This window comes from Zwartia hollandica, from assembly GCF_019923725.1.
GTDB lineage: Bacteria > Pseudomonadota > Gammaproteobacteria > Burkholderiales > Burkholderiaceae_B > Zwartia > Zwartia hollandica.
In genome coordinates, this window is sequence record NZ_JAHXRI010000006.1 from 650,167 (window position 1) to 671,004 (window position 20,838).

At 48.6% G+C, this 20,838-nt stretch carries 20 protein-coding genes; 4 read left to right on the forward strand and 16 right to left on the reverse strand.

Going from position 1 to position 20,838, the window contains the following annotated elements; all coding sequences use genetic code 11:
- Positions 1–29: 29 nt before the first annotated feature.
- From KZZ10_RS06445 to KZZ10_RS06485, 9 genes are all read right to left on the reverse strand, one after another.
- Positions 30–425 (reverse strand): VOC family protein, encoded by a 396-nt coding sequence (locus KZZ10_RS06445; RefSeq protein ID WP_259660661.1) that lies wholly within the window; start codon positions 423–425, stop codon positions 30–32.
- Positions 422–1,429 (reverse strand): ketopantoate reductase family protein, encoded by a 1,008-nt coding sequence (locus KZZ10_RS06450; RefSeq protein WP_259660662.1) that lies wholly within the window; start codon positions 1,427–1,429, stop codon positions 422–424. Before KZZ10_RS06450 ends, KZZ10_RS06445 begins: the two co-directional genes overlap by 4 nt.
- Complete coding sequence (locus KZZ10_RS06455; RefSeq protein WP_259660663.1) at positions 1,383–1,982, reverse strand: thiamine pyrophosphate-dependent enzyme; 600 nt, start codon at positions 1,980–1,982, stop codon at positions 1,383–1,385. Before KZZ10_RS06455 ends, KZZ10_RS06450 begins: the two co-directional genes overlap by 47 nt.
- A 9-nt stretch (positions 1,983–1,991) precedes the next feature.
- Positions 1,992–2,525 carry a thiamine pyrophosphate-binding protein gene (locus KZZ10_RS06460; RefSeq protein WP_259660664.1) on the reverse strand — a complete coding sequence of 178 codons (534 nt, stop codon included), beginning with the start codon at positions 2,523–2,525 and terminating at the stop codon, positions 1,992–1,994.
- Positions 2,526–2,602: 77 nt separating this feature from the next.
- Entirely contained in the window at positions 2,603–3,085 is a 483-nt protein-coding gene (locus tag KZZ10_RS06465; RefSeq protein WP_259660665.1) for a GNAT family N-acetyltransferase, read from the reverse strand.
- Positions 3,086–3,087: 2 nt separating this feature from the next.
- A complete protein-coding gene (locus KZZ10_RS06470; RefSeq protein WP_259660666.1) occupies positions 3,088–3,768 on the reverse strand; it encodes an RraA family protein in 681 nt (226 codons plus the stop codon).
- A gap of 33 nt (positions 3,769–3,801) precedes the next feature.
- Positions 3,802–4,776: a Bug family tripartite tricarboxylate transporter substrate binding protein gene (locus tag KZZ10_RS06475; RefSeq protein WP_259660667.1), complete on the reverse strand. Its 975-nt coding sequence runs from the start codon at positions 4,774–4,776 to the stop codon at positions 3,802–3,804.
- A 55-nt stretch (positions 4,777–4,831) separates the two neighbouring features.
- A complete protein-coding gene (locus KZZ10_RS06480; RefSeq protein WP_259660668.1) occupies positions 4,832–5,251 on the reverse strand; it encodes an aconitase X swivel domain-containing protein in 420 nt (139 codons plus the stop codon).
- A 5-nt stretch (positions 5,252–5,256) separates the two neighbouring features.
- Positions 5,257–6,498: an aconitase X gene (locus KZZ10_RS06485; RefSeq protein ID WP_259660669.1), complete on the reverse strand. Its 1,242-nt coding sequence runs from the start codon at positions 6,496–6,498 to the stop codon at positions 5,257–5,259.
- 164 nt (positions 6,499–6,662) lie between these two features.
- Here KZZ10_RS06485 and KZZ10_RS06490 point away from each other — a divergent pair, with 164 nt between their 5' ends.
- On the forward strand, positions 6,663–7,505 hold the full coding sequence (locus KZZ10_RS06490; protein WP_259660670.1) for an ion transporter: 843 nt from the start codon (positions 6,663–6,665) through the stop codon (positions 7,503–7,505).
- 37 nt (positions 7,506–7,542) lie between these two features.
- Here KZZ10_RS06490 and KZZ10_RS06495 read toward each other — a convergent pair whose 3' ends face one another.
- From KZZ10_RS06495 to KZZ10_RS06505, 3 genes are read right to left on the reverse strand one after another with little or no spacing between them, the layout of a single operon-like run.
- Entirely contained in the window at positions 7,543–8,025 is a 483-nt protein-coding gene (locus tag KZZ10_RS06495) for a hypothetical protein (protein WP_259660671.1), read from the reverse strand.
- Positions 8,026–8,073: 48 nt separating this feature from the next.
- Positions 8,074–9,132: a linear amide C-N hydrolase gene (locus KZZ10_RS06500; RefSeq protein ID WP_259660672.1), complete on the reverse strand. Its 1,059-nt coding sequence runs from the start codon at positions 9,130–9,132 to the stop codon at positions 8,074–8,076.
- 46 nt (positions 9,133–9,178) lie between these two features.
- Complete coding sequence (locus tag KZZ10_RS06505) at positions 9,179–10,867, reverse strand: amidohydrolase (RefSeq protein WP_259660673.1); 1,689 nt, start codon at positions 10,865–10,867, stop codon at positions 9,179–9,181.
- Positions 10,868–11,117: 250 nt separating this feature from the next.
- Here KZZ10_RS06505 and KZZ10_RS06510 point away from each other — a divergent pair, with 250 nt between their 5' ends.
- Complete coding sequence (locus KZZ10_RS06510; protein ID WP_259660674.1) at positions 11,118–11,813, forward strand: DJ-1/PfpI family protein; 696 nt, start codon at positions 11,118–11,120, stop codon at positions 11,811–11,813.
- Here the strand turns inward: KZZ10_RS06510 and KZZ10_RS06515 are convergent.
- The 3 genes from KZZ10_RS06515 to KZZ10_RS06525 form a co-directional block, all read right to left on the reverse strand.
- Positions 11,806–14,010: an OsmC domain/YcaO domain-containing protein gene (locus tag KZZ10_RS06515; RefSeq protein ID WP_259660675.1), complete on the reverse strand. Its 2,205-nt coding sequence runs from the start codon at positions 14,008–14,010 to the stop codon at positions 11,806–11,808. The genes KZZ10_RS06510 and KZZ10_RS06515 overlap by 8 nt on opposite strands.
- Positions 14,011–14,137: 127 nt before the next feature.
- Complete coding sequence (locus tag KZZ10_RS06520) at positions 14,138–15,106, reverse strand: HAD family hydrolase (protein ID WP_259660676.1); 969 nt, start codon at positions 15,104–15,106, stop codon at positions 14,138–14,140.
- Positions 15,107–15,142: 36 nt separating this feature from the next.
- On the reverse strand, positions 15,143–16,438 hold the full coding sequence (locus KZZ10_RS06525; RefSeq protein WP_259660677.1) for a lipase family protein: 1,296 nt from the start codon (positions 16,436–16,438) through the stop codon (positions 15,143–15,145).
- 151 nt (positions 16,439–16,589) lie between these two features.
- Between KZZ10_RS06525 and KZZ10_RS06530 the strand changes: the two genes are divergently transcribed.
- Together KZZ10_RS06530 and katG are read left to right on the forward strand one after the other, a co-directional pair.
- Entirely contained in the window at positions 16,590–17,081 is a 492-nt protein-coding gene (locus KZZ10_RS06530; protein WP_259660678.1) for a cupin domain-containing protein, read from the forward strand.
- A gap of 184 nt (positions 17,082–17,265) precedes the next feature.
- Positions 17,266–19,419 (forward strand): catalase/peroxidase HPI, encoded by a 2,154-nt coding sequence (gene katG, locus KZZ10_RS06535; protein WP_259660679.1) that lies wholly within the window; start codon positions 17,266–17,268, stop codon positions 19,417–19,419.
- 29 nt (positions 19,420–19,448) lie between these two features.
- Here the strand turns inward: katG and KZZ10_RS06540 are convergent, their stop codons facing one another.
- Positions 19,449–20,405: a sodium-dependent bicarbonate transport family permease gene (locus tag KZZ10_RS06540; RefSeq protein ID WP_259660680.1), complete on the reverse strand. Its 957-nt coding sequence runs from the start codon at positions 20,403–20,405 to the stop codon at positions 19,449–19,451.
- Between the last annotated feature and the right edge of the window lie 433 nt (positions 20,406–20,838).

Consider the following 20,838-nt stretch of genomic DNA (forward strand, 5'->3'; position numbering starts at 1 on the left):
CGAAATGTATCACGCGATGTGCGACAGACCTAGCGCCAAATTTCGCTGATTTCAATCAGGTTTTGATCCGGATCGCGTACGTAAATAGAGTTGATCTTTGAGGTTGCACCGGTGCGCATGCCTGGTCCTTCGATAATCGGCCAGTTAACCGTCTGTAAATGCTCAATCACCTCTTTGAGCGGGCGGTCTGCAATAAAACAAAGATCGAGTGACCCTGGTGTCGGCAGATCTGCCTTGGGCTCGAACTCTTTACCTTTGATGTGTAGGTTGATTTTTTGATTCCCAAACTTGAAGGCTTTGCGTTCGACCGGCGGGGTCCCGCCGATAAAGGACTCAAGTCGCATTCCGAGAACCCGTGTATAGAAGTCTATGCAGGCGGATTCATGGCCTGTGGTTAAAACGAGATGGTCTAGATGATCAATCATGATGTCAAAAAATTTTTGCGCTCAAGCATTTTGACTAAAGCATGTATCGCTTGATTCGCTGGGGTTGGAATATTGTGCTCGATTCCCTTACGGACAATGAGTCCGTTCAGATAATCAATTTCACTCTGTTTGCTGCGCATTAAGTCCTGTGCGGTCGAAGATTTTTGACGCGGCATTGTGATGGGGATTTGTGCGTTAACTTCCATGGCTTCTTCAGCCGAAATATCAACGCCTTCCTTTTTAGCTATCAGCAAAAACTCCGCTGTTAAGGCATCGATTAGTTTTTTAACTTCTGCTGTCTCGACCATCTGTCCGTAGTCGATCGCACCGATGGCTGATATTCCGTTGTAGGCGCAGTTCACCAAAAACTTGGTCCACAAAGCGCGTTTGACATCGGGCGAGACTGCGCAGGGAACGCTTGACGCACTAAATAGTGCTGCAATCGTGTTGAGGGTATCCGCCCAGTCACTTGGGGCACCGGCCGCACCGATGGCTAGTTCTCCGCGACCAACATGTTCGACATGACCATCACCCGCCATGCGCGTGGCGACATAGACGACAGAGGGAAAAGTCGGATTTGAAATGGTCGCCCGAATGCGTTCGTAGTTGTCGACGCCATTTTGCAGACTCAGAATAACGGCATCTTTTTTAATGTGAGGCGCGATGAGTCTGATTGCATCTTCAGTATCGCTGGACTTCACGCAACATAAAATCAGGTCAGCGCCACTGATCTCTGAGACATCGGTTGTTGCGTTCAAGCGCACATGTTCTTTGAAACTTAGGCAGTCCAGATACAGACCATTTTTATTAATCGCTGCGACGTGGTTTGCTCGCGCAATGAGTGTGACCGCATTGCCGGCACGAGCGAGCATTCCCCCAAAATAGCAACCAACGGCGCCAGCGCCTAAAACTGCAATAGTTGGGTTATCGCGAAGTATGTTGACCATACCGTTAGAATTAAAGAGGCGCGAACCCAAGCGCCTCGCGGAATCGATTTTTGACATATACGCCATCGCGCGAGGGAAGCGCGCGTGGCAAGTCATCCGCCTTGATGAAAATTTGTGCGAAGTTGACGCCGTTGCGTTTGTGTACTCCATCCACAACTTTTGCGATCTCGGATGCATCGTGCACTTCATACGCATTTTCGATGCCGCATGCACGCGCCACTGCGGCCAGACTTGTGCCGTGGCTGGTGTGACTATATTGCATGCCTGTTTCGCCAAAATGACCATTGTCCAGTACGACGATCGTTAAGTTCTTTGGTTTTTGTGCATTAATGGTTGCGATCCCGCCAATTCCCATGAGCTGTTCGCCATCGCCTGTTACCACGACAACGGACTTATCGGGCTGTGCAAGTGCGAGGCCCAAACCGACGAGCGCGGCTCCACCCATGGCACCCCATAGATAAAAGTTTTTATCGCGATCACCCGCAGCGAACACGTCATAGGTTGGTGATCCAAGTCCTGTTACAACCAAGGCGTCAGGACATTTTGCGAGCAGGTCTTTAACAAAAACACGTCGGTCGATTGTTGCTGCTGCTGTATTTCGTACATTCATATTCATTCCTCAGTTGCGAATCCATTTTTTGCGGCCGATTAGGCTTTGCGATAGCAGCACAGCAACTTGCTCGCCGCCCTCAAAGGCCGCATCAAGTGCAGCGCTCACGATGTCTTCGACTTCGTCAGCGCGTTCTGCGCGTAAAACCGTGATGCCCATAAGTTCCATCGAGCCCTGTGTTGCTTTGCTCATTGGAACTTGCCAAGGATTGAACTCTGCGTACTCACCGCGCATCGTGACCAAGCTCAAAAAGGGAAAACGACAGCTTTGGAGGAGCGACATCATATTGATGCAGTTGCCTACGCCACTGCTCTGCATCAGCAAGGCGGCACGTTCTCCTCCGAGCCAGGCGCCAGAGGCGACTGCTACGCCTTCCTCTTCTGTCGTGAGGACAATGCCACGCATGCTGGGCTCTGCGTGTACGCGACGAATCACGTGCGCGTGGCCTGCGTCCGGGACGTAGGCGACTTGACGGATGTTGCCTTGTTTGAGTACGTTAAAAATGTCTTCTTGCCAGGGTGAATGCGGTTGTTCTTCGCTCATTTGATTGATTCTTTGTTTAAAAATTGAATAGTTAGTTAAATAATAGCTTCATTTGGACTCAGGTATTGCCTGTGATGCTAAAGGTCTTGTCCTAAAAACAGTAAGTCTTGCCCGCGGTCCTCTTTAAACGCAGCCACCGGCACAAAGCCTAGGAATCGGTATAGCTCGAGTGCCTTGGGGTTGTCAGGCCAGGTACTTAATGCGCCGCGAACATAGCCAGCCTCCTTGGCCTTGAGCATTGCTTCACGCAAGAGAATGGGGGAGTAGCCGAGGCCCCTGAAGGCCTTGCGCACAAAGAGTCGTTTGAGTTCACAGCAACCGTCGACTTTGGTCGCCGTGAAGGCCATGCAGCCTGCAAGAGCACCATCGACATGCAACAGGACTACGCCGCCGATAGGAGGGCCATACCGTTTCGGTAAGTCCTTTAGATCTTGCCAGATGGTGCTGAGTTGCGGCTGCGCTAAGTCTTGCTGGGCGTACTCTTGCAATAATTCAGCAAACTCGATCCATGAGGATGAAAGGCCGGAGCAGTCGGTAATGGCGGACAGCTGTACAGCCATTGCTAGTTCGATTTGCGCAACATCTGTTCGTAGTTAAAACGCCGATCAACCTCAAGGATGGATTCCCCAGCACGAAGTGCATCGATCATGGCTAATTCTTTTGCCATGATCTCTTCTGCGGCAGTAATGACCTCAGCAAGGCGCTCAATCGGAATCACCACAACGCCATTTACATCGGCCACGATGACATCGCCCGGGCGAACAGGGGCATCCCCTAAACGCACAGGAATATTCCAGGCTTCTTGCACGATACGGCCGCGTGCGGTGCTCGGCACAGTGCCACGTGCATGAACAGGAAAATCGAATGTTTCACAGGCATCCACATCCCGTACCGCACCGTCCACGACGACACCGGATACACCTTTCTGCTTTGCTCCCATCGCCAGTATTTCACCCCAGCAGTTGTGGTGTAAGTCTCCTCGGTTGTCGATGACGATGATGTCGCCCGCTTCGCTGTTGAAGATGGCATCTACGCCTAAGTGTGCACCCGATGGGACTGCACCAGCTGCAATTAAGCGAATGGTTACCGCGCGACCCACGATCTTTGTGCGACCCCATTGTGGAGTGATGCCGTGTATGGCACATCGTGGAATTCCAACCCGATCGAGTGCATCACTCAAATTCGATGTCGCGACGGCATCCAGCCGAGCGCGGAACTGCGTATCAAAATCTTTAGCATTCATTACTGTATTTCCTTTTCGTGGCGGCGCAATACATTAGTCAACACGCGCGCCGGCCATCTTAATCAAATCACCCCATTTAACGATTTCTGCATCGATTACTTTTTTGAAATCATCTGGGTTGCTCTTGAGGGGTGTCGAACCTTGCTCTGCAAGCTTTTTGAGAACAGCAGGGTCTTGTAAAACTGTTTGCACTGCATTACCCAGCTTTTGAACGATATCTTTGGGCGTTCCCGTGGGGACAAAAATTCCGTTCCACAGGACAATTTCAAAGCCAGGCAGCACCTCAGCGACGGCAGGCACATCTGGTAATTTTGCGATACGAGATTTCGTCGTCACAGCCAAGGGCCGAAGTTTGCCGCTGTCGACAAAGCCGAGTACCTCAACGAGAGGCGAGAAAACCGCTTGTATCTGACCCGCTAACAAATCGTTATTGGCCAGAGAGCCGCCTTTGTAAGGCACGTGAACCATATCACCCCCAACCATGTTGTTAAACAACACGCCAGCAAGGTGGTTTGAAGCCCCACTGCCTGAAGAACCGTAGTTAATCGCCACCTTCTTTTGTTTTACGACATCTACAAAGTCCTTCAGTGTTTTTGCCTGAAAGTCATTGTTCACCATTAGTACGTTTGGAATGAGCGCTACTTGCGAGACAGGGATCAGGTCTTTCTGGACATTCAAGCCCATATTTTTATAGAGCGAAACGTTCGCTGTCAGGGTGCTGGTATGAAGCAGAATCGTGTAGCCGTCTGGCGTAGAGCGTGCCACTGCAGCTGCTCCGATGTTGCCGCCCGCGCCAGTTTTATTTTCTACGACAACGTTCTGTCCCAAAATTCCGGCAAGTTTTTCTGCAAGCATGCGCGCCGTAATGTCTGTGCTGCCGCCTGCTGCAAAAGGAACCACCATCGTAATAGGGCGTGCTGGCCAGGTCTGTGCCTGAGCGATCCCGCACATTCCCAGCAACATGCCTGAAAGCGTGAGGACTGCTTTAATGATCTTTGAGTAAATCATGTTTATCTCCGTTATCTATATGTCGATGATTAAATTTATTATGACGATCAAGCGATCACTTTTTAGTGACTTCTACTTTTCCTGCATCTGCGTCTAGTTCAACAAAGTCGCCTGTCGCGATGACGCTTGTTGGATTTTCATTTAAACCAGCGACGACAGGTATGTTGCCGATGATGGCGCCAATAGTCGTAATGGGCTCTGGATTAACTTGTATAAAAGCGACGGGCGCTGTGCCTCGCGAGACCATATCGTAAATCTTGTAGGATCCGCCTGTGGAGCCTTTGCCAGTTAAAAAAACGAGAACTTTCCCTGAGATATTGACACCTTCGAGCTCGTGCCCTGGCTCGGTGACAATGCCTGTCATGTTGTCTACGCCGCCGTTAAAGCTGATGGCCTCGCTTGTGACCACGGCTTCGCCGCTTGCTTTGCCTTTCACAATCTTGCGACCTTGGAGTACTAATTTAGGTGAGCGCATTGCAGTTATCTCCAGACGCCGTCGATCGCGGCCTGCATGACGCGCGATAGATTGCCGTAATGGGCGGGCAGACCGAACTGCCCTGGCGCATAAAAGGCCATTTTGGCTGAGTTTGTTGTTAAGGTTTTATAACCTTTATTCGGCGCAATCACACGGCTACGCGCTAGGAAAGGGCAGGTTTCCCGGACGACCACACCACCCGCTTTCTTGATTGTGTCCACGTACCCCATTTGGTCAGCCATCGCGTACATCGCGCCAGCGGTTGTGACCCAGAGCGATACATCTTTATGCACTTTTTTACCCTCTAACGCTTCTGCGACCTCCCGCATTTCTTGCACTGAGGCATTGGGGCATCCGACAAGAATCCAATCGACATGGTCCGACGGCTCCTTGTTGAGCGCATTTTCACATTGGGTTCGCTCTTCGACGCCATAAACAAGGGTCTTGGCTGGTGTGCGATCACCGAAGGCCGCTTCAACGGTTGGGGCTTCAGGTGTAACACCGACAGCATGAAACATACTGACTGCGCCTGACGCGGCAAGAGCGGCGCTCAGTGCTTTGAGATCTTCAAGGGTTGGATTGTTGGGTAGCCCAACAAAAACGGGTGTGTCTTGGCCAGCAATTTTTCCAGCGAAATATCCCAGCGTGCCGTAGTCCGTCATATCCCGCATCGGTGTCTCGACCTTGATCAAGAAATTACCATAGCGATTTTCCGTGAGATGAAACCCATATTCAGGCGTGCGTCCTGTAAGCGCTGTAGCTAGCGCGCTCGGGCCGCCTTCCCGGTTAGTCCTCGCGCCACAGACTGAGTTAGCGAATACGACTGCTGAGGACTCACCCCAAGCCATATGTTCACCAAAGCGAGGCATATTACCTACAAGATAAGGAATGCAAGTGTTACAGGTGTTGGCCCCCATGCCAGCATAAGCGCCTGTCAATCGCACCTGCAGCGCGGTGTCAGACTCAGGAATACCGATTTCCTTCCATTGACTTGGATCGACAGCAGTCGGATTGGTGGTGACTCTAGTGACAAACTTACCGCCTTGGTTACGGATGTCCTCAACAAAGCGAGTGCCAGCCTCTTCAGCGACAAGCACCGAGGATCCGGCCATATGCACATTATTGACTGGGACTAAGCGTTCTGCCCCAAAACTCTCGCCCAGCGCCACAAGGATTTCCATCGCCTTTCGAACTGCCGGCCCATTGTCGCCGTTCAGCATCTTTGTTTCTTCGTCGGTCAGTAGCACGCTTATCCCCCTTCTGTTTTAGTGACGATTTACCAGTACTTGATTGACTGGTTATCTGGTTATCGAATTTAACTGAAAAACCACGTTACCGACTAAGTATGGACAGCGAGCTATGTTTCTCTTACGGTTATTATTGGCTATGACTAACTGTTGAATAAGTCCTCATGACAATCACTGTTCGCAAAAAAGAAACCGTAAGAAATCGATTGTCTAAAATTGTCTTTGAGTCAGACACGTTGGCTGGACGGCGGTTCGATAAGGCTTTACTTGTTGCCATTGTTTTGTCTATCGCCGTTGTGGTTTTGGCGAGTGTCGACAGGTTTGCTATTAAATATGCGGGCATATTGTCTGCGTTAGAGTGGCTCTTTACGATTGCGTTTACGTTGGAATACTTAACCCGAGTTTATTGTGCTCCAGACAGACGAAAGTACGTACTGAGCTTTTTTGGAATCATCGACCTTCTTGCAATCGTCCCGACCTACTTCGCGCTAATTTTCCCAGAGCTGCACTCATTGATCGATGTCAGAGTGCTGCGCCTGATCCGCATTTTTCGGGTATTTAAGCTAACGGCCTATTCGTCTGAGTACGCACACTTATCGCAAGCCTTTATTGCCAGCAAAAGAAAGATCCTTGTGTTTCTTTCTGTGGTCTTGATGGTTGTGTTGGTCATGGGTACCTTGATGTATGTCATTGAAGGCCCCGAACATGGTTACACCAGTATTCCGACTGGAATCTATTGGGCAATTACGACGATGACTACCGTTGGTTTCGGTGACATTGCGCCGAAGACCGATTTAGGAAGATTTCTGTCATCTGTGATGATGTTGATTGGATGGGGAACGCTGGCTGTCCCAACCGGTATCGTTACCGCCGAAATGTCAGCGCGCACCAAGAGAGCAAGTGACAATAAGACGTGCCCACAGTGCTCGCGTGCAAACCTAAAGTCCTACGATAGATTTTGTGGGACATGCGGCCACCAAGTGGACGCATCGTCTCTTGCAAAATAAGTGCTGTTCGATTGGGTAGACTCCTCAAGCCGCGCACTTATTCTTTTAATTGACTACTCTCTTTACGCTTTTGGCGTGCCGTGTGTATGATCTGCGTCATATTCAGCAAAACAGATATCGACCAGCCGAAGGAGATCATGCCGCTTAGTGCGATCATAACCATTATTAGATCCCAGCTTGGAGGCAAAGGGTTCGTACCAAACCCCACCGTCGTATAAGCGCTGCCAGCGAACACCATTGCTTGGTGCTCATCTTTAATAAGACCAAAAATACTAAGGGCACTCCCCCAAATGTATATTTCAAGTAAGTGGGATAGTGCCAACAAAAATGCCATCACATAAAAGACTAGCTGAACCCAAACGTAACGCTTAGACTCAATCAAGGCATCCGTAATCACCTCATACTGCCGCGTGACTAAAAACATGTAGGTAGCATGCACAACAAGAATCAAAAAAAGCATGACGCCCCCATAAAGCAAGGCATCAGCATTAAAGACATCGGCGGAGGAATTGGTAAGCATATGTTGGTTGCGGAATGATTTGTCTACACAACTATTTTTTAAGGGTGACTACTTTAAGAGTGGAATCATTCGCAGGGCCTTGCTATTCATGTCTGCCTCCGTGAATCCGATGCTCAACACGCCTGGATTTTCAAACGAACGGATATTGTAGGTTTTGGTCTTTAGATTGGCGACGACAGTCCATTCTGTAAATTCATAGGAATTCGCACCTCCACCGTAGCCGCTTGAGCTATCCAGATGAATTGCGCCGTAAGGAATATCAAAGTTATTCATGATGTGCCAAGCGCGACGCTCTTGCAGGTCTGTTGCTGCTGCAGGGGTGTTCATGACGAAGGTGGATGCGCGCACAAATCGGTCTGGGCTTAAAAAGCTACCTGGAAGGCCATGCAGACCGTTGCCTGAGCTCGCTGCCAAAAACTTCTGCTTGTTGTACTCCATCGGCTTTTTGTCGGTGCCGCTTAAGTTCGCGTAATTGCCGATATTTTGTAGATGCCAGGCGAACGCTGGGTCGTTTGTCATTGTTCCGATGATGTTGTCAGTCATGACAAGTTTGCCGTCCAGATATTCAACGACCAAGCTGCCGCCCGAGCTGTCGTGCAACGTCATGCGTGATTTCGCAACACCGCCCCATTCTTTTAGTGGCGAACTATTCACAAACATTTTTGGAAGCGCATCTTTGACTTCGGCAACGCTCGCGAAATTCGTTAAGACATAGATCAGTAACTGTTGCGAAGCGATGCTATTGGCGGATTCTGCTTGCGTTGGGGTCTGATACTGTGCCGTGTTGGGTGCATTGAGTAAACCACCCGCGAGTCCCGCTTCGTTCATGCCGTCAACGTAGACGGGCAGGCCTAAAACGTTAGCGCCGATGACGGAGTATTTCGATACCCAGTTTTTGCCAGTTCCGGAAGCGCTATCAATGCCGACGCCCTGAAATGCATAGCCTCGGGGTGTGATCATAATCGCCGACTTCAACGGGATACCGAATTCCATCGTTCTGCCATACACACGGCCATTGTCTGTGCCGTTCAAGACGATAGACGTACAAGCTTGGGCCAGAGTGCTACCGAAGAACGTGAGTAGGACGAACCAGATTTTAAATCTCATGGACTGACTCCTGGGTATTAATGATTAGTAATGACAAAATGAGCAATTACTCCTTACTGTACAGCCGTTTGCCGTGCTTGATCGTTTGCAAGACTTCAATATTTTTGATGTCGTCTGGAATGGCTTTCAACGGATTGCGATCCAATATCACCAGATCTGCAAGCAGGCCTTTGGCGAGAACGCCTTTGGTCAATTCTTCTTTGTACTGATAGGCAGCGCTTGTTGTGAAGCCTTGTAATGCCTTGTACACGTCTATCCGTTGATCTGCGCCCAGAGTCTTGCCACTAAACGTTTTACGGTTTACTGCACTCCAGACGGTGAACATAGGATTCGGACCTGACGATGGGGTGTCGTTATGAATGCCAATTCTGACACCTAGCTTATCGGCAGACTTTAAAGGACTGAAGTTATTGGCTCTTTCTTCACCAAGTATCTGCAGATACACATCTCCATACAGCCACACGTGGTTAGCCAAAGAAATGGCCATAATATTTTTATCTTTGTATTGCTTTAGTTGATCATCTCTCGCAAAGAATGAGTGTGAAATCACCGTTCTTCGATTTTCGGTTACGCCTGTCTCTTTTATGGCTTTAGTGATTGCTGACAAAGTCATGTCGATGCCCGCATCGCCATTGCTGTAACCAAAGTACTGAATGTTCTTCTCGTACGCGAGTTTGGCGTAGTGATCTAACATGCTTTGCGATATGGCAGCGAAGCCTCGCCAATCTTTACCAAAACCGTTTAAGTTTATGTATGGCTTCGTGAGATAGGCGAAACCTAGTTGGGGTGCACCGTCAGTTGGGACCATCATGCCTGCGACTTTAAACCCACGATCACCACTGTCATACGCCCCAAACTTAAAGTTAGGATTCGTTTTGAGTAATGCGTCAACGACGTCAAACGTCGGTAACGCAATCAAGTCAATCGAAACTACTTTTTGCGCAACAGCTGCCCGCATCATATTCATTTCATCGATCGTTGCTTCGTAGCTCTGGGCGGTTGTGAAACCATTAGAAAGATAGATTTGCTCAGCTTTACGGAAAATGTCGAAGGTTACGGCCTGGGAATACTTACCTGCAGATCGTGCCACTGCATCCATATATGGCGCACCAATCAACTCACCCGTAAGTTCCCCCGTCTTCGGATCGACAGAGATAAAGCCCCCAACTGCTTTGGTATCTTTAGTGATGCCGAGTTTCTTCAGCCCCGCGGTATTCAATTGTCCGGCAAGGGTCGAAATATTTTGTAGTAAGAGTGGTTGGTCTGGGAACGCCTTGTCCAGGTCTGCAAGTGACAATCCGCCATCTGACAGCATGGCGGCAGAGTAGCCTGCGCTAAGAATCCAGCCGTTGAACGGCTTGCCCTCTTTCAGCAGTTTATCAATCGCTTGGGCTCTTGTACTTGGTGGATTCTTCGCGAAGTATCCTAGGTTTACACCAAGGGTGTTTTGTGCGACCAGCGTGAAGTGCCCCCAGCTATCAATGAAGCCAGGCATGATGGTGGCGCCCTTAAGGTCATGCAACGTGGGGCTAGACCCAGCCTGCGCGAGTGCTTGGCTCTTGTTGCCTACAAACAGAATCTTGTCGTTCTCCACCACAAGCGCCTCGACATATTGTGGGCTATTGCCTTGCATCGTAAGAATGTCGCCATTGAAATAAACAGTTGAGGTGTTTGCAACGGCGACAACAGAACAGCAAGCTACCAAGAGACCAACAATCTTTTGTTTGATATTCATAACTTTCTCAATAAGCTAGCCAATTAATGGGGAAACGACCGTGTATAGCGACCACCCGACCCCAACCCAACTTTATTTTCGTCTCAAGCCGATCATATAAGCTTTGCTGCCGTTATTTATGTCTTTCCTGGTATCGGATACATTATTTCTATAATAGTCGTACATCAAGGAAGGGTATCCAAGATTAAACTTCGGCCAAGCAACTGGAAAAATATTGCCATTTCTATAAAGAAAGGATCATTAAAAGCATATGTCGATCAATATTGGATTTTTACTATTCCCGAATCTCACACAGCTCGACTTGACGGGTCCTGCCCAAGTACTCAGCCGAATCCCGGGAGCCAAGGTCCACTTGATATGGAAATCAATCGAGCCGATATTGACGGATGTTGGCTTTACGATAAACCCCACAACAACGTTTGCTGACTGCCCGCAGCTTGACGTGATCTGCGTACCAGGGGGCTCTGGTATCAACGAGCAAATGGTGGATCAAGAAACGCTGAATTTCCTGCGTCACCAAAGTAAACACGCAAAATATATTACGTCAGTTTGCAATGGGTCTCTCATCCTTGGGGCCGCAGGCTTGCTTGTAGGCTACAAGAGTGCCTGCCATTGGATGTGGAGTAGCTATCTTGAAAGATTTGGTGCGCAAGCTGTTGATGCGCGCGTTGTCAGAGACCGCAATCATTTCTCCGGCGGGGGCGTGACGGCCGGGATTGATTTTGCATTGACACTCGCAGCCGAAATCGCGGGAGAAGGGGTCGCGAAAAGAATTCAACTTTCGCTTGAGTATGATCCGCAGCCTCCCTTTAATTGTGGCACGCCCACTAAAGCTGGATCTGAGATTGTCGAGAAGGTACTTCTTTTGCAAAGCGAACGCATTAAGCGGATTGAACAAAATATTGTTATCGCCGCGCGAACGCTTGAACAATCAAGTACTAAATAGTTGTCGGTGCGGCTTTAGCGCGGGCCGTATGCAGTTTCCTGTAGCTATCGATTAAGCGGTGATGCCTGTCGAGCCCTTCAAGCTTTGAGCTGGTCGGAGTGAGGCCGTAGAAGTTTACACTTCCATCTACTGATCCCAACACGGCATCCATCCTTTGATCTCCGAACATTCGCCGGAAGTTAACGATGTAGTCATCAAGCTCAAGTTCGCTATCAAGCAGGACCTCTAACACCGCATTGACGGCCTGATAAAACAATCTGCGCTCGATTGTATTGTCGTTGTATTGTAGAAATGCACCCACTAAAGCATGCGCTTCTTCAAACCGTTTTAAAGCAAGTTGAATTAACAGCTTTAACTCTAGAACGGTGAGCTGACCCCAGGGTGTATTCTCGTCGAATTCAATGCCGATTAAGGTAGCGATGTCGCCATACTCGTCGAGCTCGTTATTCTCTAAACGGTCAAGTAGTGCACTGAGCTTGGCGTCAGTTAGGGTGTTTAGATTCAAAATATCAGTACGGAATAACAAAGCCTTGTTAGTGTTATCCCAAATCAGATCCTCGACTGGATAAATCTCAGAATAGCCTGGCACCAGGATACGACACGCAATCGCACCTAACTGGTCATATACCGCCATATACGTCTCTTTCCCCATTGATTGGAGTATGGCGAGTAACGTTGCAGCTTCCTCGGTATTAGAGCGTTTGTCCTGATCAGTGAAATCCCACTCCACAAACGCGTAAGCGGATTTCGAGCTAAAAAAACGCCAGGATACAATGCCGCTAGAATCAATAAAGTGTTCAACAAAGTTATTGGGCTCTGTCACTGCCGCACTTGAAAACGTGGGTGGCGGTAAATCGTTCAAGCCCTCTAGGCTGCGTCCTTGCAGAAGCTCTGTCAGGCTTCTTTCTAATGCGACTCCAAAGCTTGGGTGCGCACCGAAGGAGGCAAAGACACTGCCCGTTCTTGGATTCATCAAGGTTACGCACATCACGGGATACATCCCACCTAGCGAAGCATCCTTTACCAAAATCGGGAAGCCCTGGCTCTCTAACTCACGAATACCTGCAAGAATATTGGGATACTTTGCAAGCACCTCCAACGGCACATCAGGCAAAGCGATTTCATCTTCTAAAATTTCTCGCTTTACCGCGCGCTCAAAAATCTCTGACAGACATTGCACTTGCGCTTCAGCCAACGTGTTGCCAGCACTCATCCCATTACTGACGTACAGGTTTTCAATTAAGTTGGAAGGAAAGTAAATCGTCTTGCCGTCGGACTGTCGCACATAAGGGAGAGAGCAGATACCGCGCTGTGCATTACCAGAATTTGTATCCACCAAGTGGGAGCTACGCAGCTCCCCGTCGGGATTGAAAATTTCTAGGCAATAGTCATCCAGAATCTCTTTTGGCAGCGCATCGGCTTTTCCTGATTTGAACCAGCGCTCATTGGGGTAATGAACGAAGGATTGATTGGCAATATCGTCCCCCCAAAATGCACCCGCGTAAAAATGGTTATTACTCAGGCGCTCGATATACTCGCCTAACGCTGAGGCCAAAGCGCTTTCTTTGGTTGCTCCTTTCCCATTGGTAAAACACATTGGCGAGTGTGCATCACGTATATGTAGGGACCATACATTGGGAATGAGATTACGCCACGAAGCTATTTCGATCTTGATCCCAAGATTTGCTAACAAAGCAGACATCTTGGCGATGGTTTGCTCCAGCGGTAGATCCTTGCCTTCAATGTAGGTGTTTGCGCCAGACTCGGAATCTAAGGTCAGCAATGCCTGTGCATCTGCGTCCAGGTTCTTGACTTCTTCAATCACAAATTCTGGGCCAGCCTGCACCACTTTCTTTACTGTGCAGCGCTCGATTGAACGCAAAATGCCTTGGCGATCATGGGCAGAGATGTCTTCTGGCAACTCAACTTGAATTTTGAAAATCTGTTGATACCGATTCTCTGGGTCGACAATATTGTTCTGCGACAGGCGGATGTTTTCAGTGGAGATCTTGCGCGTGTCGCAATACAGCTTTACAAAATACGCTGCACACAAGGCGGAGGAAGCCAGAAAATAATCGAACGGACCTGGAGCTGAGCCATCACCCTTATATCGAATGGGTTGATCGGCGATCACAGTGAAGTCATCGAACTTGGCTTCAAGACGTAGCTTGTCGAGAAAGTTAACCTTGATTTCCATAGGAGCTTTTCCAAAAATACTGCTGAAATACAAGGTTCGACTACCAGAGTCGGTAGCCGTTGAGATAGTTAACCCGAGTTAAGCACTAAAGCTAATCTAGATTAATGAGGTCTAGGCGGCAATATATTTACTTCGGGAATACGGTCTTCCAGTCCGTTTTCATATCTACGACTAGCCACCCCTGTTTTTTTGATAGATTCAATGCTTGATCCAGCTTGCCGATATGAGACTGGCGATCATAGGCAACCTCGCGTTCGGCATCTGTATGATGAATAATCACACCAAGGCTCGGTTTACGACTTGCGCTAGTCCATTGCAACATCTGGAGGTCACCATCTGAGTTTCCAAATGCGATCACAGGACGACGGCCAATATGTTGGTTGATCGCAAGTGGCTTACCTTCTTTGTCATTAATGAAGTTGACCTCAGCTAGCCTTTGCAAGTTAACTTTATCGTCTTTGACTATAAGTTGTGTTTTGACGGACGAGCCGATCACTTGCTCTGGAGGAATGCCATAGACTGCTTCTGTCCACGGCCGCATGAACTCAACACCCCCTCCTGAAACAATGAAAGTCTTATATCCGTGCTTGCGTAAATAGCTCAAGACCTCAAGCATCGGCTGGTATACCATCTCCGGGTAGGGTCGGCCTGTTTTTGGATGCCTTGCAGTTTTCATCCAATCAAGCACGATCTGATGGAATTCCTCAGGACTCATGCCTGCGTGCGTGGCGGCAATGATTTCGATCAGGCCCTTGTCACCCGCCTCAGACAAAGCCTTTCGGTCGCCTTCTAAAACGGCTTTGAAAGGCTGTTTGTTGAGCCAGTCAGGATGTTGTGGCGCAAGAACCTTAACGCGATCAATTGCAAAGGTTAACTGCACATACGACGGCTGTTCGCTCCATAAGGTCCCATCATTATCAAAGACAGCAATTCGCTCTTCAGGCGGAATGTAATCTGCAGAACCCTGTTTAGTTGTTTTCTCAACAAAAGTGATCAGCGCTGCCTTCGTCTTGGTGTCTTGCCAAGAGGGTAGATCCCCACTGGCAAACACCACTTGAGTACAAAAAAATGAGCAAACTAAAAAGAACCGCTTCATGTGTGACGACTTATAAAAGGACCCTTGAGCCTAATCTTATCCTTTAGGACAAGCGTTTTCTAACGGTTTGCCGTTAATACGATCTTTTACCCACTCAAGGTACATGGGTGCAGAAACTCCAGGTGTTGCGAAGTGCGTTTGTTCGCCTGGCAGCTGAACTCTTCCGATATTTGCGCCCATCGCACACATCTGCTTTTGATAAAGCTCATGCATCACAGGTGGCACTGTGACATCTTTTGTGCCCCAGTAAATCACGACTGGAGCGACGGGCTTTACGGGTTTGACACTACCATCAACAAACGCCTTAATCCATGCCAAAGAGTTGCTGGCCTGGGGATTTACTAGGGATTTATATTTATCTCCGTAGGCGTAGTTAAAAGAGTCAGCCATCACATGCACACATTTGTTACTTGATAGTTGATCCGCAACCTTTGCACCTTCTTCAGTCAGTAAATCGGTTAGCTTAAGGTCGGGATAGGCAGCCTGAGTACCCCAGAGCCCCATCATAAAGTGGGTAAATAAGAATACGTTTGAAACGTTCGCCTCCGTAAACCCCTTCATGACTTTAGTCGCGCCCGCTTCATCGAGCGGAACTTTAGGAAGCACAGCTGCCAAATCTTCTGGCGCTAACGCAACAAAGCCAAGATACTGAAGGTTATCTGCGGCAGTGCCTTGTTGGGAGAGGTAGTCAGGCAGGCTCGCAGCTGCAATCGTTGCACCACCACCTTGTGACCAACCATACATCACTGTTTTTTTGCCTGCGCCGACTTCTGTCATGGAGCTAGCTGCTCGCGCAGAGTTAATGACATCTCTGCCGTTTGTGCCCGCAACAGCATATTGGTGCTTGCCACCACCACCTAGACCTTGGTAGTCTGTAGCAACAACGACATAACCTTCGTTAATAAATTGTTGCCCATTCGGAATTCCAAAGTCGGTCCAAGAGTTCCCATCCATTAGAAAATACTGATTGAGCGCTCGGGTGGGGTCGATAACCTGGGATGGACCACAGTTCTGAGCGGACCCGGTGGTGCCGTGCGCCCATGCCAAAATCGGTCTGCCTTCTTGGGGCGCCGGGCCAACAGGAGCAATAATCAACGCTGTGGCAATCGTCTTGCGCTCACCGACATCGGATGAAATGTACGCAATTTTCCAGGCCTGTGCGCCTTTAAGTGAAGTTTTAATCTGCTCTTTCTTAATGACTTGACCTAACTTACCGGTCGGTTGCATTTGCATGACTGATTCATAAAAGGGCGCGACAGGAGGGGCCGCAAACACGCTAGACACAGAAAAAGAAATGGCGGCGAGGACTAGCCGTTGTAAGACTGCTTTCATGCGTGGCTCCTTTTGTTGTCAATTCCTCAAATTTTAACAAATGTAAACTTAGAATAGCGTTACAAGATCCCGTCTCTTTTATGCGTTCAAAGAATAAAATCAAGCTAGTCCAAGTCAAGCTTTCTCAAATTTCAAAAGGTACAGATCCCTCATGCAAGACTTTCAGACGATTATCGAGGCCCTCAGTCTTGCACCTCATCCTGAAGGTGGCTTCTATAAAGAAATGTATCGTTCGGACACAATTGTTGAGAAGTTGAACGATTCGGGCAATAAAAGTGCGTACACGAGTATTTATTACCTGCTATCCGGCAAAGATTTTTCTGCTTGGCATCGAATTAAGTCTGATGAAACTTGGTACTTTCACCTTGGTTGCGATGTGCTCATTTATTTTTTTGACGGAAATAAAGCACTGCAAACGATTCAGCTTGGACTTGGATCAAAAACGCTACAAGGCACTATTCCTGCGCACACATGGTTTGCTGCAAAGCCTTTGAGCGAAGACGCTTTCAGTTTGGTGAGCTGTGCCGTGGCTCCCGGTTTCGAGTTTCTTGATTTTGAACTTGGACGACGTGAGGCGCTAGAAAGAGAGTTTGGTCATGCGGCCCAAAATATTCAAATGATTCAAGCGCTCACACGGCCATAGCCTTATTTCTTCATATTGCCTTCATGAGAGGTGCTAGACTCGAACGTAGTTAGCGATTATTTACTTTTGATCGGATGCATTCAGAGCAGGATCAGTTCACCGTAACGGACTCTCGCGTTTGATCCGTTAATCTGAGTAGGTCAGGTTAATCCATTACAAGTGATTTACATCACAGGAGATCTACATGATGTCAAAAGGAACGTGTCCCATTGCTCACGGAGCAAACACAGAATCAGCCAATACCCCAATGACTTGGTGGCCTAAGTCCTTGAACCTGGACATTCTCCATCAACAAGATGTTAAGACTAACCCCATGGGGCAGTCTTTCAATTATCGAGATGAATTAAAACGACTTGATGTGGCGGCTCTCAAGCAGGACATGAAACAGCTAATGACGACCAGTCAGAGTTGGTGGCCAGCAGACTGGGGTCACTATGGCGGCTTGATGATTCGGATGGCATGGCATTCTGCGGGCAGCTACAGGATCGCCGATGGCCGAGGTGGCGCTGGTACGGGTAATCAGCGGTTTGCGCCGCTCAACTCTTGGCCCGACAACACGAACCTAGATAAAGCACGCCGACTTTTGTGGCCAATTAAAAAGAAGTATGGCAACAAAATTAGTTGGGCAGACTTGATGATCTTGGCGGGTACGATCGCTTATGAGTCAATGGGTCTAAAAACTTTTGGCTTCTCTTTTGGCCGCGAAGACATTTGGCATCCAGAAAAAGACATCTACTGGGGGTCTGAACAAGAGTGGCTTCAAAAAAGTGGTGGCAAAGGTTCACGCTACTCGGGTGAGCGCGACTTAAGTAATCCGTTAGCGGCAGTCATGATGGGGTTAATTTACGTAAACCCAGAAGGTGTTGATGGCAATCCTGACCCTTTAAAGACTGCCCAAGATATGCGAGTCACTTTTGCTCGTATGGCGATGAATGATGAGGAAACCGTAGCTCTCACCGCGGGTGGACATACAGTAGGTAAAGCCCATGGGAATGGTGATGCGGAAAATTTGGGACCAGCGCCAGAAGGTGCGTCAATTGAGGAGCAAGGTCTGGGCTGGATCAACCACAAGGCGCGTAGCATTGGAAGAGATACGGTGACCAGCGGCATTGAGGGCGCGTGGACAACCAACCCTACCCAATGGGATGATGGTTACTTCCGCTTGTTACTTGATTACGACTGGCGACTCGTTAAAAGCCCTGCAGGCGCTTGGCAATATGAGCCAGTCAATATCGAGGAAGCAGACAAGCCCGTTGATGTTGAAGATCCAAAAATCCGTCTCATGCCGATGATGACGGATGCTGACATGGCGCTCAAAATGGATCCTGAGTACCGCAAAATTTCTGAAAGGTTTGCCAAAGATCAAGGCTATTTCTCTGAGACCTTTGCTAGAGCTTGGTTCAAGTTAACTCATCGCGATATGGGTCCTAAAACAAGATACTTTGGTCCTGATACACCCAAAGAAGATTTGATTTGGCAGGACTCAGTGCCTACTGGCTCAAAAAACTATGACATCGAAGCGGTTAGAAGCAAAGTTAAATCGAGCGGTTTGTCGATTAGCGATATGGTGACAACGGCTTGGGATAGTGCGCGCACCTACCGTGGATCAGATATGCGCGGCGGCGCGAATGGGGCGCGTATTCGCTTGGTCCCCCAGAAAGATTGGGTTGGCAATGAACCCGAGCGTCTGGCTAGAGTCTTGTCCGTGTATGAAAAAATTGCCAAAGAGTCTGGTGTAGCCTTAGCGGATGTGATTGTTCTCGCGGGAAATTTAGGCGTTGAGCAGGCAGCCAAAGCTGGGGGACACGATGTCAAGGTTCCATTTAAACCCGGTCGTGGTGATGCCACCCAAGAGATGACTGACGTTGAGTCATTTGCTGTGCTGGAGCCCGTCGCAGATGGTTATCGCAACTGGTTAAAGGATCACTATTCTGTCACCGCAGAAGAGTTGCTCTTAGATCGCACGCAATTAATGGGTCTTACCGCTCAGGAAATGACTGTTCTGGTGGGCGGCATGCGTGTGCTGGGTACAAATTACGGTCAAGCTAAACATGGAGTGTTTACCGAGAGAGAAGGCGTATTAACTAACGATTTTTTTGTGAATCTTACTGACATGAATTACTCATGGAAGCCTACTGGTCGCAATGACTACGACATCATTGAGCGCAATACTGGTAAGGTAAGGTGGACAGCGACTCGCGTTGATCTAGTCTTTGGTTCAAATTCAGTTCTGCGGGCTTACTGCGAAGTTTATGCACAAGACGATAACAAAGAGAAGTTTGTGAAGGACTTTGTTTCTGCCTGGGGAAAAGTCATGCACGCCGATGTTTTTGAGTGACTCTAGATTTTAAAAAGCGACACGCCTAGCTAATAAGTGAGCTTGGCGATATAGGTGTACAGAGGGATTCCGAAGATGATGTTCAGAGGAAAGGTAATTCCTAAGGACATCCCCATGTATAGGGCGGGATTGACCTCTGGCAGCGCGTGTCTTAACACCGCTGGCACGGCAATGTAAGAGGCGCTTGCAGCCAACACCATTAATAGAACAGTGTCGCCCAACGGTAATCCCACCAACTTGCATAAGCCTAAGGCAATTGCGGCGTGAACTAAAGGAGCTCCAATTGCATAACACCATGTAATGGATGGCTTGCCCTTTAATCCGCCAAAGTTCTTGGCCGCCATCAAGCCCATATCAAGTAGAAAAAAGGCGAGCATTCCTTTGAATAGATCAATTGAAAATGGCGCCATCAACTGTTCGCCATCCTCACCGCTGACTAAGCCAACGATCATTGACCCCAGTAAGAGAAGCTGTGCGCCATCGGTAAAGGATTCATGAAGGACCTTAGACATACCACCAGCAGGCTTTGTCTGTGTACTTGAAGCTCTGGCTTTGTTTGCTAGCAAAATGGCAAGGATGATTGCAGGTGACTCCATCAATGCCATTGCGGCAGCCATATGCCCACCGAACGCAATGCCATAGTGGTCAAGTGCTTGAGTCGCTGTAATGAACGTGACTGCGCTAACCGAACCGTAGGTGGCAGCAACGGCAGCTGACTCATAGTTATTCAATTTAGTCCTGAGAACCACATAACCTAATAGAGGGATGATGATTGCCAGAAATACTGCGAGGCCAAGCGCTAGCCCAATCTCAAGGGTAAAACCCGAATTGTTTAAGGCAAAGCCGCCCTTCAAACCTAGCGCCATCAGTAGGTAAAGGGACAAAAATCTAGCGATTGGTTGAGGGATTTCTAGATTGGATTTGACGGCGCCAGCAAAAGCACCAAACACAAAAAAAAGAATAGCAGGATCTAGGAAATTACTCATGAAAACAGCATAGCTATTTATTTCGGAAATTCTTGCATTCGCCCCACATAACATGAGGACAAAATACCTTCAACAGGCACCGAAGTTTAAGCTTAAGATATGCGGAAGTTGAATCGAGCTTCGCGAATGTACGAGTTTGCCTAAGTGATAACAAAATTAAATAAAGATCAGCTGCGAGAAATTGCAAAGGCTTCGAAGGCTGCCACAGCATGCGCTGAATGCTCAACACTGTCATGCCCGGGTTGGGTGTCGGTGCCAGGCTATTACGACCTTAGCAAGCTACAGATTGTGGGAACACTTAAGAGCGACGAGGCAGCGGAATGTTGGGATGAGTATCACCCGGCGGGCACTCATCTGTGGTCCGAACTAGCCCCCATTGCAATCGAACACCATCCCTACAATCGCTCGGATGTTCGTGAATGTTCTAGTTGCA